Source organism: Rhodovulum strictum, from assembly GCF_009649175.1.
Lineage (GTDB): Bacteria > Pseudomonadota > Alphaproteobacteria > Rhodobacterales > Rhodobacteraceae > Rhodovulum > Rhodovulum strictum.
Genome location: NZ_WJPO01000017.1, coordinates 62,964 through 78,317 on the forward strand (window position 1 = coordinate 62,964; position 15,354 = coordinate 78,317).

A 15,354-nucleotide genomic window follows, 5' to 3' on the forward strand; every position below is an offset into this window, starting at 1 on the left:
ACAGGATAGACGTATGTTCAACGTAACGACGAAAAGCATGCAGTGGGGGCAAGAGACCCTCACCCTCGAAACGGGCAAGGTTGCCCGTCAGGCCGATGGTTCGGTCATCGCCACGCTGGGCGAGACCAGCGTGATGGCCAACGTGACCTTCGCCAAGGAGGCGAAGCCGGGCCAGGATTTCTTCCCGCTCACGGTCCATTACCAGGAAAAATACTATGCCGCGGGCAAGGTGCCCGGCGGTTTCTTCAAGCGCGAGGCGCGTCCGACCGAAAAGGAAACGCTGACCGCGCGGCTTATCGACCGGCCGATCCGGCCGCTTTTCGCGCCGGGCTTCCGGAACGAGACGCTGGTGATGTGCACGGTGCTGTCGCACGATCTGGTCAACGATCCCGATGTGGTGGCGATGATCGCCGCCTCGGCCGCGCTGACGATTTCCGGCGTGCCCTTCATGGGGCCGATCGCGGGCTGCCGCGTGGGCTTTGCCAATGGCGAATATGTCCTCAACCCCGATGTCGAGGACATGCAGAACCTGCGCAACAATCCCGATCAGCGGCTGGACCTGGTTGTTGCCGGCACCCGCGACGCGGTGATGATGGTCGAATCCGAAGCCTATGAACTGACCGAGGCCGAGATGCTGGGCGCGGTCAATTTCGCGCATGAGCAGATCAAGCCGGTGATCGACCTGATCGTGGCGCTGGCCGAGGATGCCGCGAAAGAGCCCTTCGACTTCACCCCGCCCGATTATTCGGCGCTTTACGAGGTGGTCAAGGCCGCGGGCGAGACGCAGATGCGTGCCGCCTATGGCATCCTCGACAAGCAGGCCCGCGTCGCCGCCGTGGCCGCCGCGAAAGAGGCGATCAAGGGCACGCTCAGCGACGAGCAACTGGCCGATCCGGCGCTGGATTCCGCGATCAAGAAGCTGGAATCGACGGTGCTGCGCAGCGACGTCGTGAAACACGGCCGCCGCATCGACGGGCGCGCGCTGGACAAGGTGCGCCCGATCGTCTGCGAGGTGGGCCTGCTGCCGCGGACCCATGGCTCGGCGCTGTTCACCCGTGGCGAGACGCAGGGCCTGGTCGTCACCACGCTGGGCACCGGCGATGACGAACAGATCATCGACGCGCTGCACGGCAATTTCCGCTCGAACTTCCTGCTGCATTACAACTTCCCGCCCTATTCGGTCGGCGAGGTTGGCCGCGTGGGCAGTCCCGGCCGCCGCGAGATCGGCCATGGCAAGCTGGCCTGGCGGGCGTTGCAGGCGGTGCTGCCTGCGCCGACCGACTTCCCCTACACGATCCGCGTGGTCTCCGAGATCACCGAATCGAACGGTTCCTCCTCGATGGCATCCGTCTGTGGCGGTTCGCTGTCGATGATGGATGCGGGCGTGCCGCTCAAGGCGCCGGTCGCGGGTGTCGCCATGGGCCTGGTGCTGGAGGATGACGGGTCGTTCGCGATCCTGACCGACATTCTCGGCGACGAGGATCACCTGGGCGACATGGACTTCAAGGTGGCCGGCACCGAAAAGGGCATCACGTCCTTGCAGATGGACATCAAGGTGGCGGGCATCACGCCCGCGATCATGGAAAAGGCGCTGGCCCAGGCGAAAGAGGGCCGGCTGCACATCCTTGGCGAAATGGCCAAGGCGCTGACCTCGGCGGGCGAATTCTCGGTCCACGCGCCGCGGATCGAGACCATGACCATCCCCACCGACAAGATCCGCGAAGTGATCGGCTCGGGCGGCAAGGTGATCCGCGAGATCGTCGAGGTCTCGGGCGCCAAGGTCGACATCAACGACGACGGCACGATCAAGATCGCCTCGGCCAATGGCGAAGCGATCAAGAAGGCCTATGACATGATCTACTCGATCGTGGCCGAGCCCGAGGAAGGCAAGATCTACAAGGGCAAGGTCGTCAAGCTGGTCGATTTCGGCGCCTTCGTGAACTTCTTCGGCAAGCGCGACGGTCTGGTGCATGTCAGCCAGATCTGCGGCAAGCGGCTGAACCATCCGTCCGACGAGCTGAAGGAAGGTCAGGAAGTCTGGGTCAAGCTTCTGGGCTTCGACGATCGCGGCAAGGTGCGGCTGTCGATGCGGATGGTCGATCAGGCCACCGGCGAGGAACTGAAGAAAGAGCAGGAAGAAGTCAGCGAATAACGCAGGCTTCTGCACGGCATCGAAAGGCCCCGGTTTTCCGGGGCCTTTTTCGTTGATGCCGCGGGGCAGCGGGGAATGGCCCTTGCCATCCGGCCGGGCGCCGGAGAAGGTCCGGAAAACACCAGGACCAAAGGGGGAGACATGATCGAACGCAGGGATTTCTACATCGGCGGCGCGTGGGTCGCGCCGCAGTCTGGCGCCGCTTGCGACGTGATCGACCCCTCGACCGAAGAGCCCTTTGCGGTGATCTCGCTGGGCGGGCAGGCCGATACCGACGCCGCCGTGGCCGCCGCCCGCGCTGCGCAGCCGGGCTGGGCGGAAACACCCAAAGCCGAGCGGGTCGAGCTTCTGGCCCGCATCCTGAAACTCTACAAGGCCCGCGCCGAGGATCTGGCCCAGGCGATGAGCCGCGAGATGGGCGCGCCCATCGACTTTGCCCGCACCAGCCAGGTCGGGGCGGGCGCATGGCATATCAAGAACTTCATCCACGCGCTGGACATGTTCGAATTCGACCGCCCGCTGGGATCGCACGCGCCGGACGACCGCATCCTGATGGATCCGGTGGGCGTCGTGGGCATGATCACGCCCTGGAACTGGCCGATGAACCAGATCACGCTCAAGGTGATCCCCGCGCTTGCCACGGGCTGCACGATGGTCCTGAAACCGTCGGAAATCGCGCCGCTTTCGGCGATGGTCTTTGCCGAGATCCTGCACGAGGCGGGCGTGCCGCCGGGGGTCTTCAACCTGGTGAACGGCGACGGGCCGGGCGTGGGCACGCAGCTTTCGGGCCATCCCGATATCGACATGATCTCGTTCACCGGCTCGACCCGTGCAGGCATCGCGATCTCGAAGAACGCCGCCGACACGCTGAAGCGGGTGCATCTGGAACTGGGCGGCAAGGGCGCGAACCTGATCTTTGCCGATGCCGACGACAAGGCGGTGAAGCGCGGCGTTCTGCATTGCTTTCAGAATACCGGGCAATCCTGCAACGCGCCGACGCGGATGCTGGTCGAACGGCCGGTCTATGACGCGGCCGTGGAAACCGCCCGCGCCGTCGCCGAAGCGATGGAGGTCGGCTCCGCCGACCGCGCAGGCCGCCATATCGGCCCGCTGGTCAGCGCGGTGCAGTTCGACAAGGTACAGGCGCTGATCCAGACCGGCATCGACGAGGGCGCGCGGCTGGTCGCGGGCGGGACGGGACGGCCCGAGGGGATGAATCGCGGGTTCTTCGTGCGCCCGACCGTCTTTGCCGATGTCACCAATACCATGACCATCGCGCGCGAGGAGATATTCGGCCCCGTGCTGTCGATCATCCCCTTCGACAGCGAGGACGAGGCCGTGGCGATCGCCAATGACACCGACTACGGGCTGACCAACTATGTGCAGTCCCAGGACGGCGCGCGCTGCAACCGGCTGGCCCGGCGGTTGCGCGCGGGCATGGTCGAGATGAACGGCGCCTCGCGCGGCGCGGGCAGCCCGTTCGGCGGCATCCGGCGCTCGGGCAACGGGCGCGAGGGCGGCATCTGGGGGCTGGAGGAGTTCTGCGAGGTCAAGGCCGTCAGCGGCTGGCACGAGGAAGCGGCTTGCCATACCCACGGGCATGGCGGCTGTGATTGCTGCTGACTCGAGCGCCTGCGGCGCACGCCTTTTTTCTGGCGCCCTTGCGGGCGCGGTTTGGGTATTTGGACCAAGAAGAAGCCCATGGGTTTTCTTCTTGGCAGAAATACCCGCCCGCCGCAGGCGCACCGGCCCGCAGGGCCGGTCCGGTCAGAACGGGCACTCGGCGCGGAAGGCCATGCCCTGTCCGCCCTCGGGATGGCGCAGGCGCAGTTCCTCGGCATGCAGCATCATCCTTGGCGCCGCGCGCGCGGGGCCGTCGGCATAGAAGGGATCGCCGAGGATCGGGTGGCCGATCTCGCGCATGTGGACGCGAAGCTGGTGGCTGCGCCCGGTTCTGGGAAACAGGCGCACGCGGGTCGTCTCGCCCTCGTGGCGCAGCACGCGCCAGTCGGTGATCGCCTGCTTGCCGTTTTCGTGGTCGACCATTTGCAGAGGGCGGTTCGGCCAGTCGACGATCAGCGGCAGGTCGACCGTGCCGGTCCTGGGGTCGAGCCGGCCCCAGAGCCTTGCGACATAGGTCTTTTTCGTCTGGCGCCTTTCGAATTGCAGGCCGAGATGGCGCTGGGCCTGGGGGGTCAGGGCAAAGATCATCACGCCCGAGGTGTCGCGGTCCAGCCGATGCACCAGAAGCGCCTCGGGAAAGGCTGCCTGGACCCGCGCGATCAGGCAATCGGCCAGATGCGCGCCCTTGCCCGGCACCGACAGCAGGCCATGCGGCTTGTTCACGACAAGCAGCGCGTGATCGAGGTGGATCACCTCGAGCGGGGTGTCGGGGGGCGCGTAGGGTTCGGTCATCTGCCGGGCGGTAGCGGGTTCGGGACCGCTGTGCAACCGCGCTCAGCGCGCGAAGGTCTGGGAAAGGAGCGCGGCCAGACCCCTGGCGTCGTCCTCGTCGAATGCGGCGGGCTGGTCGCTGTCGATGTCGAGCACGCCGATAAGATCGCCGCGCGCATTCCGGACGGGCAGCACGATTTCCGACTGCGTGGTGGATGAACAGGCGATATGGCCCGGGAAGGCATGCACATCGGGCACCAGTTGCACCTGGCCCGTGCGCGCCGCCGCGCCGCAGACCCCGCGCGAGAAGGGGATCGTCAGGCAGCCATGGCCGCCCTGATAGGGGCCGATCTTCAGCATCTCGTTCCCGACATGGCGGTAAAAGCCCGTCCAGTCGAATCGGTCGTCGGAATGGTGCAATTCGCAGGCCATGGTGGCCATCAGGGCGACGGTATCGGTTTCGCCCTCGGTCAGCGCGGCAAGCCCTTTGGCCATGTCGGCATAGTCGATGCGCATTCGCGATGCCTGCCCTGCGCCGTCAGGATCCGGCCAGTTGCGCGGCATCCGGGTTCCGCCGCCAGATCGAGAAGTTCAGCGCGAAGGCGACGCTGGTCCAGACCAGATAGGGCGCGACCAGAAGCCCGGCGAACAGATCGACCCGCCAGAACGCCACCACCATCGCCAGCACCGAGGCCCACATGCCGAACAGCACGATCAGGGCGGGGAACAGGCGGTGCAGGCCGAAGAAGATCGGCGACCAGAGCGTGTTGAACACGATCTGAAGCCCCCAGATCGCCAGCGCGATCGCCATTTCCGGATGGCCCGAAACCGCCACCCGCATCGCGGCGAAGGCCATCGAGATGTAGAGCACGAACCAGGCCAGCGGGAACAACCAGTTGGGCGGCGTCCAGCTAGGCTTGGACAGCTTCGCGTACCAGCTGCCGGGTGAGAAGAACGCGCCTGTCGAACCCGCCGCGAAGGCGGTGACGAGGAACACGGCGAGGAGCGGCCAGTCGATCATCATGGAGCCTAGATAGCGCGCTTGCGGTCCTCGGCCAATGCGGCACGGTGCCTTGCTGCTTCGCGCGCCTTGAGCTGGGCCAGCACCGCGATCAGCTCGCCCGCGCGGCCTTCGCCCCAGGGGTTGCCGGCGGGCAGGCGTTCGGCCGCGGCCTCGACCAGATAGGCGCATTCGGGCAGGGGTTTGCCGTACAGAACCGCCGAGCGCGGCATGGCCGAGGCGGCCAGCGTCTGCATCGTGGACAGGATCAGCCAGCCGATCTTTTGCCCCTTGGTGGTAAAGGCGCGGCGGGTGATGCTGTCGTAATCCGCCCGGGCGATCTCGCGCCCGATGCCGCAATAGATGTGGCGCGCGGCATAGATGCCGGGGCGGCAATCGAAGGGCAGTTCGCCCACGCCCGGTTCGGACCGGAAATAAAGCCGGGTCGCGTCGGACAGCAGGTGGCGGACCATGCGCCGGATCGGCTTGGTGGGTTGCGGATCGGCAAGGAAGGCCTCGATGTCGATGCCTGCCTGGTCCATCCAGTCGGTCGGCAGGTAGAACCGCCCCTCGCGCGCATCCTCGCCGACATCGCGCGAGATGTTCGACAATTGCATCGCGACGCCCAGATCGCAGGCGCGCGCCAGCGCATGCGGGCAGCGCACCCGCATCAGCACCGCCATCATCACGCCCACCGCGGCAGCCACCCGCGCGGAATAGGCATAGACGCCCGACAGCGTGGCATAGCGCTTGCCGATCGCATCCCAGGCCATGCCCTCCAGCAGCGCCTCGGGCAGGGTGCGGGGCATCTGGAATTCCTCGACCACGGCGGCAAAGGCGCGGTCGGCGGGCGCATCGCGCGGCGTGCCGCGATAGATCAGGTCCAGCCGTTCGCCCAGAACCAGAACCGCGGCGGCCTTGTCATGGGTCAGGTCCACCGAATCGTCGGTCATCCGGCAAAAGGCGTAAAGCGCGAGCGCAGGGTTGCGCACGCGGTCGGGCAGGAGCCGGGAGGCGGCATGAAAGGAATACGAGCCCGTCCGGATCGAGGCTTCGCAATGCGCAAGATCCGCGGGCGCGATCATCTCAGACCGCCAGGCTGGGCGCGTCGGGCACCAGTTTCGCCACGACCTCGGCCGAGGTGACGACAGAGGGCAGGCCCGCGCCGGGATGGGTGCCTGCGCCGACCATGTAAAGTCCCTGCACCTCTTCCGAGATGTTGTGCGGCCGGAAATTCGCGCTCTGGAAGATGCGCGGCTCCAGCGAGAAACCCGCGCCATAGGGCGACAGATAGCGGTCGCGGAAGGTTTCCGGCGTGAAGAACAGGCTGGTCGAGACATGCTTGCCCAGCCCGGGCATCAGCTTTTCTTCCATGAAATCCTGCACCGCCTGGCGGTAGCGTTCGCCATTCGCCTGCCAGTCGATGGGGGTATCGCTGTGCAGGTTCGGCACCGGCGACAGCGCATAGAAGGTATCGTCGCCTTCCGGCGCGGCGCTGGGGTCGGTGACGCTGGGCCGGTGGATGTAAAGGCTCATGTCGTCGCACAGCTTTTCCTGATGGAAGAAGATGTCCTTGACGATGCCCTTGTAGCGCGGGCCGTTCAGAACCGTGTGATGGCCCACATCCTTCCACATGCCGCGCGTCCCCCTGGTGCCGAAATACCAGACGAACAGGCCCATCGACCAGCGTTTCTTCGCCAGCGATTCGTCGGTCCAGCGCCAGCGGCGGTGATTGCGCAGCAGCGTGTTGTAGGTGAACCCCGAATCGGCGTTCGAGACCACGACATCGGCCTTGACCACCTCGCCCGAGGCCAGCCGGACGCCGGTGACCTTGTGCGCATGGGGCTGCCGTTCGACGAGGATCTCGTCAACCTCGGTGCCCATCCGCAACAACCCGCCCTGCCCCTCGACCACACCGGCCATGGCCTTGGCGATCGCGGCGACGCCGCCCATTGCGTAGTGAACCCCGAATTCCTTTTCGAGATAGCTGACCAGGATATACATCGAGGTGACGTTGAACGGATCGCCGCCGATGAACAGCGGATGGAAGGACAGCGCCATGCGCAGGCGTTCGTCCTTTACCCGGCTGGCGGCATGGGCATAGACCGAGCGGTCGGCGCGCAGCACCCCGAAGATGTGCAGCACCTTGGCCAGTTCGCCCCATTCATGCATCGGGCGGCGGCCAAGATTCTCGAAGCCGAACCAGTAGCGTTTTTCGCTGTCCTTCAGGAAAAGATCATATCCCGCAAGGTCCGAGGGCGACAGGCGGGCCACCTCGGCACGCATCTTCTCGGTGTCCTGACAGGCGCGGAAGCGTTCGCCATCGGGGAAGACAATCTCGTAGAACGGGTCCATCGGGACCAGCTTCACGTCCTTGTCGAAATCGCGCCCGCAGGCCGCCCAAAGCTCGCGGAACACCCAGGGCACGGTGACGATGGTGGGGCCCAGATCAAAGCGGTGGCCATCCTGCCAGATCGCCGAACCGCGCCCGCCGGGCACATCCAGCTTGTCGATCACCGTGACGCGATAGCCCTTGGCACCAAGCCGCATCGCGGCCGCCAGGCCGCCCAGCCCGGCGCCGATCACCACCGCATGCGGGCCGCCGGCCCGAACCGCTTGCTCCGCCAGGGCGGGATCAACTCGTGTCATCATGTCGCTAGGTTAAACCTGTCTAGTTTAGTTTACAATGCTTCTACCGGATGCGCGCCGGGTGCGTCATGTCCCTTTCGGTCGCACCTCGAATTGCCATAGACGAACGACAGCTGCGAAGGAGAATCGCCAATGCAAGTCGTCACCATCAGCTTCTTCCGTTACGACAACTGGGCATCGCGCCTCGAGGCCCTCAGCCAGATGGCACGCGGCCGGTTCGCGCTGAAGGATGTGCCGGGTCTGGAATTTTTCAAGATGCTCGGCACCGGGTCGGATGCGGGCTTCAACCCCAAGCCCAATGTCGATGTCAACGCGATCCTGTGCGTCTGGCCGGACATGGCGACCGCCAAGAAGGGGCTGAAGGAAAGCATCACCCATCGCATGCTGCGCAGCCATTCCTGCGAGACCTACACGATCTACCTGACGCCGATCTCGGCCAAGGGGCTGTGGTCGGGGGTCGAGCCGCTGCGGGTGACCGAAAAGCCCGACGCAAGCGGCAAGATGGCGGTGCTGACGCGCGCCACCGTCAAGCTGCCCATCGCGCTGAAATTCTGGGCCGAGGTGCCGCAGATCCAGACGCTGGTGGCCGAACATCCCAACTGCGCCTTCCATATCGGCATGGCCGAGGTGCCTTGGGTGCAGCAGGTGACCTTCTCGCTGTGGAACGACAAGCGCGAGATGACCACCTTTGCCCATGGCGATTGCCCGCACGGCCGCGCGATACAGCATGTCCGCGAAGGCAACTGGTTCAAGGAAGAGCTCTATGCCCGCTTCAACATCCTTGAAGAAGAGGGTAGTTGGGAAGGCGGGAGCCCGCTGAAGCGGCTGGATGCGCCGAAACCGGCCCCCGAAACCAAGGCCGAACCCAAGGCCGAGGCATCGACGGACAAGACGGCGCCGGGCAAGCCCAAGGCGCCCAAGAAATCGAAAGAGACTGCATGAGACAACCCTTTCCCTTCTCCGCCATCGTCGGGCAGGAGGAGATGAAGCAGGCGATGATCCTCACGGCAATCGACCCGGGGATCGGTGGCGTTCTTGTCTTCGGCGACCGCGGTACCGGCAAATCGACCGCCGTCCGCGCGCTGGCAGCGCTTCTGCCGCCGATCCAGGCGGTGGAAAGCTGTCCGGTGAATTCGCCCTCGCGCGATCTGTGCCCGGAATGGGCGCACCTGACCTCGACCGCGATCGTCACGCGACCCACGCCCGTCGTGGACCTGCCGCTGGGCGTGACCGAGGATCGGGTGGTGGGGGCGCTCGACATCGAGAAGGCGCTGTCCTCGGGCGTCAAGGCGTTCGAGCCGGGCCTTCTGGCGCGGGCCAACAGGGGCTACCTCTATATCGACGAGGTGAACCTGCTGGAGGATCACATCGTCGACCTGCTGCTCGATGTCGCCCAGTCGGGCGAGAACGTGGTGGAAAGGGAAGGGCTGTCGATCCGGCACCCGGCGCGCTTCGTGCTCGTCGGGTCCGGCAACCCCGAAGAGGGCGAGTTGCGCCCGCAATTGCTGGACCGCTTCGGCCTGTCGGTCGAGGTGGTCTCGCCCAAGGATGTCGATACCCGGATCGAGGTGATCCGGCGGCGCGATACCTACGAGACCGATTTCGATGCCTTCATGGAGAAGTGGCGCCCGGCCGATGCCGAACTGCGCGACCGGATCCTTGCCGCGCGGGCGCATCTGAAGACCATGGAAAGCTCGGACGACGTGCTGCGCGACTGTGCCGAACTGTGCCTTGCGCTGGGCTCGGACGGGCTGCGGGGCGAGTTGACGCTGCTCAAGGCCGCGCGCGCGCTGGCTGCCTTCGAGGGGGCCGACAAGGTCAACCGCGAGCATGTGCGCAAGGTCGCGCCGTCGGCGCTACGCCACCGGCTGCGGCGCGATCCGCTGGACGAGGCGGGCTCTACCACGCGCGTTGCCCGTGTCGTCGACGAGGTGCTGGGTGAGCCTGCCTGACAATTCCGTCTGGACCCGGGTCGAGGTCGGCCTGAACGCGCTGGCCGTCGATCCGGTGGGGCTGGGGGGCCTGTGGCTGCGCGCGCGGTCCGGCCCCGTGCGCGACCGCGTGACCGAGGCGCTGGGCGCCCTGCCGCTGCCGCTGAAACGGCTGCATCCGTCCATCGGCGACGATCAGCTTTTCGGCAGCATCGACCTGACCGCCACGCTGTCCTCGGGCAAGCTGGTGGAACGGGCGGGCATCCTGGCCCAGCCCGCCGTTCTGGTCCTGCCGATGGCCGAACGCACCCAGCCGGGCCTTGCCGCACGGCTGGCGGGCGCGCTGGACCAGGGGACCGGGCATTGCCTGATCGCGCTGGACGAGGGCGCCGAGCCCGGCGAAACGCTGCCCGAGGCGCTGACCGACCGGCTGGCGCTGCATGTCGACCTTGACGCGCTGCCCTGGGGCGAAACCGACCGGATCGTGCTGGACGAACCCGCGCTGGCCGAGGCGCGCGCCCGCCTGCCCGGTATCCGCGCCTCGGGCAAGGTGCTCGAAGACCTGACGCTGCTGGCCGTCCGGCTGGGCGTTCACAGCCTGCGCGCGCCGATGCTGACGCTGCGCACCGCGCGCGCCCTGGCCGCCATCGCGGGTAATGACGAGGTGGGCGTGGACGACCTGAAAGCGGCGGTGGAACTGGTTCTGGCCCCGCGCGCAACCCAGTTCCCCGAGGCGGAACAGGACCAGCCCCCCGAACAACCGCCCGACCAGCCCCCGCCCGAGCCGGAACCCGAAAAGGGCGAGCAGGACGAGGGCGAGGGCCAGTCGCTGGACGATCTGCCCTTGCAGGACATCCTGCTGGAGGCCGCCAAGGCGACGCTGCCTGCCGATTTGCTGGCGATGCTGGCGGCGAAACGGGCCAATCGCGGCGGCGGCGGCAATTCCGGCGCGGGCGCCAAGCGCAAGGGCAACCGGCGCGGCCGGCCGATTCCGTCGCGACGCGGGCGGCTGGAAACCGGCGCGCGGCTTGACGTGATCTCGACCCTGCGCGCCGCCGCGCCGTGGCAGACCATCCGCAAGCAGGAAAGCCGGTTCGAGCGGTCCTTGCACATCCGCTCGGACGATTTCCGCATCAAGCGGTTCGAGGAGAAATCCGACCGGCTGCTGATCTTCGTCGTCGATGCCTCGGGCTCGGCCGCGATGACCCGGCTGGCCGAGGCCAAGGGCGCGGTGGAACTGTTGCTGGCCGAAGCCTATGCGCGGCGCGACCATGTTGCGCTGGTGGCGTTTCGCGGCGAGGGGGCGGAACTGCTGCTGCCGCCCACGCGGTCGCTGGTGCAGACCAAGCGGCGGCTGGCTGCGCTGCCCGGCGGGGGCGGCACGCCGCTGGCCGCAGGGCTCAAGGTGGCGCTTGAGGTCGCGATCCAGTCCAAGGGGCGGGGCATGACGCCGACCGTCGCGCTCTTGACCGACGGACGGGCGAATATCGCGCTGGACGGTTCGGCCAACCGCACGCTGGCGGCCGAGGATGCCGACCGCATGGCCACCGCGATCCGGTTGCAGGGCTTCCCCTCGATGGTGATCGACATGGGCCAGCGGCCCGAACGCGCGCTCAAGGCGCTGGCCGACACGCTGGGCGCCCCCTACATTCCGTTGCCAAGGGCCGATGCGAACCGGCTGTCCTCTGCCGTGTCGGCCGCCCTCGACGCCTAGAGGTGCCTGATGGACTGGAGCCGGGACGGAAGCGACTGGCCGAACCGGGACCATTCCCGGTTCGTCCGCCATCGCCCGCATTACTGGCATATCCAGGAGGCGGGGACTGGCCCTGTGGTTCTGCTGCTGCATGGTACGGGTGGCGCCACCCATAGCTGGCGCGACGTCTTCCCGATTCTGGCCCAGGGCTATCACGTCGTCGCACTGGACCTGCCCGGTCAGGGCTTTACCCGGATGGGCGCGCGGCAGCGCTGCGGGCTCGATGCGATGAGCCAGGACATCGCGGCGCTGCTGGATGGCGAGGGGCTGTTACCCGACGCGATCGTGGGCCATTCCGCAGGCGCGGCGCTGGCGCTGCGGCTGGTGCGCGATCTGAAACGCCCGCCGAAGGCCATTGTCGGGATCAATGCCGCGCTGGAAAATTTCAAGGGCATGGCCGGGTGGCTGTTTCCGATGATGGCGCGGATGATGGCGATCAATCCGTTCTCGGCCTCGGAAATCTCGCGCTGGCTGGGGAATGCCACGGGTGTCGAATACATGATTGCCGGGATCGGCAGCCATATCTCACCCGAAGGGCTGGCGCTTTACCGTCGGCTTGTGGCCGACCGCAACCATACCGATGCGACGCTGGCCATGGTCGCGCAATGGACGCTGGACGGGCTTTGGCATGACCTGCCGAACATCGCGGTGCCCACCCTGCTGATCGTGGGCGAGACCGACCGGGCGGTGCCGCCCTCGACTTCGGTCCGGGCCGCGGCGCGTCTGCCGCTGGCTGAAATCGTCCGGTTGCCGGGGCTGGGCCACCTTGCCCATGAGGAAGCGCCCGAGGATGTGACGGCGCGGATCGCGTCGTTCCTGGCCGCGCATCTGTAAGCCTGCCGCCCAAAGACAAGAGCCGCCGGGTTGATCCGGCGGCCCCTATGTCACTGCGCGAAATCGCGGATTACTCGTGCACGCCCATGCTGACAAGGTAGGCGTAGATGTCGATCGCCTCGTCTTCCTTGCGGACCTTGTGGGTCATCGCGCCGCGCGCGCCGGTGTCGCCCAGATATTCACGCAGGTAGCCAGTCGGATCCATCGCGTACTTCACGAATTGCTCTTCGGTCCAGACAAGGCCCTTCTCTCCCGCAGCCGTCATCGACGGGGAATACTTGAAGTCCTCGACTGCGCCCGCATGGCGTCCGGGCACCTTGTAGAGGTTCGGGCCCACCTTGGCGTTACGTCCGGCCAACGTCTCGCCTTCGTCGTTCACGACGACGTGGCAGGTGATGCACTGGCGGAACGCCGTCTCGCCGGCGGCGGCATCGCCCGAAGCTTCCTGGGCGATCACCGGGCCCGCGAACAGGGCAGCGGCCGCGACAAGAGCGAACTGGTTCTTCATTAGTCTCTCCCTGACTCGGATGGTCGCTGCATACCATGGAGTGCGGTTTTTTCAAGGTCAAAGCAAATACCTGTCAGCGGATGGCGCGGCCCGGAACAATTCGTTTCGCATCGCGACAGGTGCGGTGACGGCATCAGGGCGCCCGGAGCGCGCTTAGACCCGTTCTAAGTGGTTGAAGCGCCTTCACCCGCGCTCCGGCCTGCCGATTTGCCCTTTATGCGGCAGGTTGTCGCACCCCGGCACCGGATCGACCAGACCGACCTGAAAGCCACCTTCGCCCGCCGGGCGCCCGTGTTCTGCGCCCCGAGTCGCGCGCGCCAAGCGACGGGTGGGCGCGAACATCCGGCGCAATGGCGCAGCGCCGACTCGGGCATCGCGTCCGCCCGGAAAATCGCATTGGCTTCGCCCCAAGCCCGTCCTAACGTCCCGCAAACGCGAGGGAGGAAAGCATGCGCGATTTCCAGCTTCCGGGCCGGTCGGCCGTCTTTGCCACGAACGGGATCTGCGCCACGTCGCACCCGCTGGCGGCGCGGGTGGCGGTGCAGATGCTGGAATCGGGCGGCAACGCCGTGGATGCCGCCATCGCCGCGGCCGTGCTGCTGGGCCTCTGCGAACCGCACATGACCGGGATCGGCGGCGATTGTTTCGTGCTGCTGAAACCGGCGGGCGAGGATCGGATCCTTGCGCTGAACGGCTCGGGCCGGGCGCCTGCGGCGCTGGACGCGGCGACGCTGCGCGACCGCGGGCTGGCCGCGATGCCCACCAACACCGCCGATGCGGTCACCGTGCCGGGCGCCATCGACGCCTTCTGCCGTCTGTCCGCGGATTGGGGTCGCGCCGGGCTGGCCGCCAGCCTTGCCCCCGCGATCCACTATGCCGAGGCGGGCGTTCCCGTCGGCCCGCGCACGGCCTGGGACTGGGGCTGCACCGAAAGCAACCTTCAGGGCGATGCGCGCCGCTTCTACCTGATCGACGGCGCTGCGCCGCGCCCCGGCCAGGTCTTTCGCGCGCCGATGCAGGCCGAAGTGCTGCGCCGCATCGCCGAACATGGCCGCGCGGGCTATTACGAGGGCGAGGTGGCCGAGGACATGGTGGCCTCGCTGCGCGCGCTGGGCGGAACCCACACGCTGGACGATTTCGCCGCCACCGCCTGCGACTGGGTCGAGCCGGTCAGCGGCACCTACAAGGGCGTCGAACTGGTCGAGCATCCGCCGAACGGGCAGGGCGCGACCGCGATCCTGATGGCGAACATCCTGTCGCATTTCGACCTGGCCGCGATGGACCCGCTGGGCGCCGAACGCGCCCATATCGAGGCCGAGGCGGCGAAACTGGCCTATGACGCGCGCAACCGCTTCATCGCCGATCCCGCGCACATGACCCGGCTGGATCACATGCTGGCGCCCGACACGGCCGCGCGTCTGGCCGCGCTGATCGACCCCGGCCGGGCGATGCAAAGCCCCGCGGCGCTGGCCGAATCGGTCCACAAGGACACGATCTACCTGACCGCGGTCGACCGCGACCGGATGGCGGTCTCGCTGATCTATTCGGTGTTCCATGCCTTCGGCTCGGGGCTGGCCTCGGCCCGGTTCGGCATCAACTTCCAGAACCGCGGCGCGGGCTTCACGCTGGCCGAAGGACACCCGAACGAGGCCGCGGGCGGCAAGCGGCCGATGCACACGATCATCCCCGCGATGCTGCGGAAGAACGGCAAGCTGATGATGCCCTTCGGCGTGATGGGCGGGGCCTATCAGGCAAACGGGCATGCGCGGTTCCTGACCAATGTGGTCGATTACGGCATGCACCCGCAACAGGCCATCGACGCGCCGCGCAGTTTCACCGATGCAGGCCAGATGCAGGTCGAGCGCGGCTATTGCGACGCGGTGCGGGCGGATCTGGCCGCACTGGGGCACGAGGTCGTGATCCCCGATGTGCCGATCGGCGGCGCCCAGGCAATCCTGATCGACGACGCGACAGGCGTGCTGCAAGGCGCCTCTGACCCGCGCAAGGACGGCTGCGCGCTGGGCTACTAGGGTCAGGACCCATTGATATACTTGAGGCTGTCCGGCCTGCGTGATTCAAGCTCCCGAACTGACGGGGGTGGAGATGAGCAACCTTTTCTGGCTGACCGACGCG

General features: G+C 66.9%; 13 protein-coding genes. 7 read left to right on the top strand and 6 right to left on the bottom strand.

Annotated elements, in window-relative coordinates; genetic code table 11:
- The first annotated feature begins 13 nt into the window (after positions 1 to 13).
- On the top strand, positions 14 to 2,152 hold the full coding sequence (pnp, locus tag GH815_RS11645; protein ID WP_153748945.1) for a polyribonucleotide nucleotidyltransferase: 2,139 nt from the start codon (positions 14 to 16) through the stop codon (positions 2,150 to 2,152).
- Positions 2,153 to 2,293: 141 nt separating this feature from the next.
- Positions 2,294 to 3,775, top strand: a complete 1,482-nt coding sequence (locus tag GH815_RS11650; protein ID WP_153748946.1) for an aldehyde dehydrogenase family protein — start codon at positions 2,294 to 2,296, stop codon at positions 3,773 to 3,775.
- Positions 3,776 to 3,919: 144 nt separating this feature from the next.
- Here the strand turns inward: GH815_RS11650 and GH815_RS11655 are convergent, their stop codons facing one another.
- The 5 genes from GH815_RS11655 to GH815_RS11675 are packed head-to-tail and all read right to left on the bottom strand — an operon-like array spanning position 3,920 to position 8,198.
- On the bottom strand, positions 3,920 to 4,567 hold the full coding sequence (locus GH815_RS11655) for a pseudouridine synthase (protein WP_153748947.1): 648 nt from the start codon (positions 4,565 to 4,567) through the stop codon (positions 3,920 to 3,922).
- A gap of 42 nt (positions 4,568 to 4,609) precedes the next feature.
- Positions 4,610 to 5,062, bottom strand: coding sequence for a GAF domain-containing protein (locus GH815_RS11660; protein ID WP_153748948.1), 453 nt, complete (start codon positions 5,060 to 5,062; stop codon positions 4,610 to 4,612).
- Positions 5,063 to 5,084: 22 nt separating this feature from the next.
- On the bottom strand, positions 5,085 to 5,570 hold the full coding sequence (gene tspO / locus GH815_RS11665; RefSeq protein WP_153748949.1) for a tryptophan-rich sensory protein TspO: 486 nt from the start codon (positions 5,568 to 5,570) through the stop codon (positions 5,085 to 5,087).
- Between the two features lie 5 nt (positions 5,571 to 5,575).
- Positions 5,576 to 6,631, bottom strand: a complete 1,056-nt coding sequence (gene crtB / locus GH815_RS11670; RefSeq protein ID WP_153748950.1) for a 15-cis-phytoene synthase — start codon at positions 6,629 to 6,631, stop codon at positions 5,576 to 5,578.
- A 1-nt stretch (position 6,632) separates the two neighbouring features.
- Complete coding sequence (locus GH815_RS11675) at positions 6,633 to 8,198, bottom strand: phytoene desaturase (RefSeq protein ID WP_153748951.1); 1,566 nt, start codon at positions 8,196 to 8,198, stop codon at positions 6,633 to 6,635.
- Between the two features lie 129 nt (positions 8,199 to 8,327).
- Between GH815_RS11675 and GH815_RS11680 the strand changes: the two genes are divergently transcribed.
- From GH815_RS11680 to bchO, 4 genes are read left to right on the top strand one after another with little or no spacing between them, the layout of a single operon-like run.
- Entirely contained in the window at positions 8,328 to 9,137 is an 810-nt protein-coding gene (locus GH815_RS11680; RefSeq protein ID WP_153748952.1) for a spheroidene monooxygenase, read from the top strand.
- Complete coding sequence (gene bchI, locus GH815_RS11685) at positions 9,134 to 10,147, top strand: magnesium chelatase ATPase subunit I (protein WP_153748953.1); 1,014 nt, start codon at positions 9,134 to 9,136, stop codon at positions 10,145 to 10,147. The genes GH815_RS11680 and bchI overlap by 4 nt, the downstream gene beginning before the upstream one ends.
- Positions 10,134 to 11,840 carry a magnesium chelatase subunit D gene (locus GH815_RS11690; RefSeq protein WP_170290338.1) on the top strand — a complete coding sequence of 569 codons (1,707 nt, stop codon included), beginning with the start codon at positions 10,134 to 10,136 and terminating at the stop codon, positions 11,838 to 11,840. The genes bchI and GH815_RS11690 overlap by 14 nt, the downstream gene beginning before the upstream one ends.
- A gap of 9 nt (positions 11,841 to 11,849) precedes the next feature.
- Positions 11,850 to 12,713 (top strand): alpha/beta fold hydrolase BchO, encoded by an 864-nt coding sequence (gene bchO / locus GH815_RS11695; RefSeq protein ID WP_153748955.1) that lies wholly within the window; start codon positions 11,850 to 11,852, stop codon positions 12,711 to 12,713.
- A 70-nt stretch (positions 12,714 to 12,783) separates the two neighbouring features.
- Here the strand turns inward: bchO and GH815_RS11700 are convergent, their stop codons facing one another.
- Positions 12,784 to 13,221: a c-type cytochrome gene (locus GH815_RS11700; RefSeq protein ID WP_153748956.1), complete on the bottom strand. Its 438-nt coding sequence runs from the start codon at positions 13,219 to 13,221 to the stop codon at positions 12,784 to 12,786.
- A gap of 449 nt (positions 13,222 to 13,670) precedes the next feature.
- Here GH815_RS11700 and GH815_RS11705 point away from each other — a divergent pair, with 449 nt between their 5' ends.
- The gene (locus GH815_RS11705) at positions 13,671 to 15,251 is read left to right on the top strand and encodes a gamma-glutamyltransferase family protein (RefSeq protein ID WP_153748957.1); all 1,581 of its coding nucleotides are present in this window, start codon (positions 13,671 to 13,673) and stop codon (positions 15,249 to 15,251) included.
- The last annotated feature ends 103 nt before the right edge of the window (positions 15,252 to 15,354 follow it).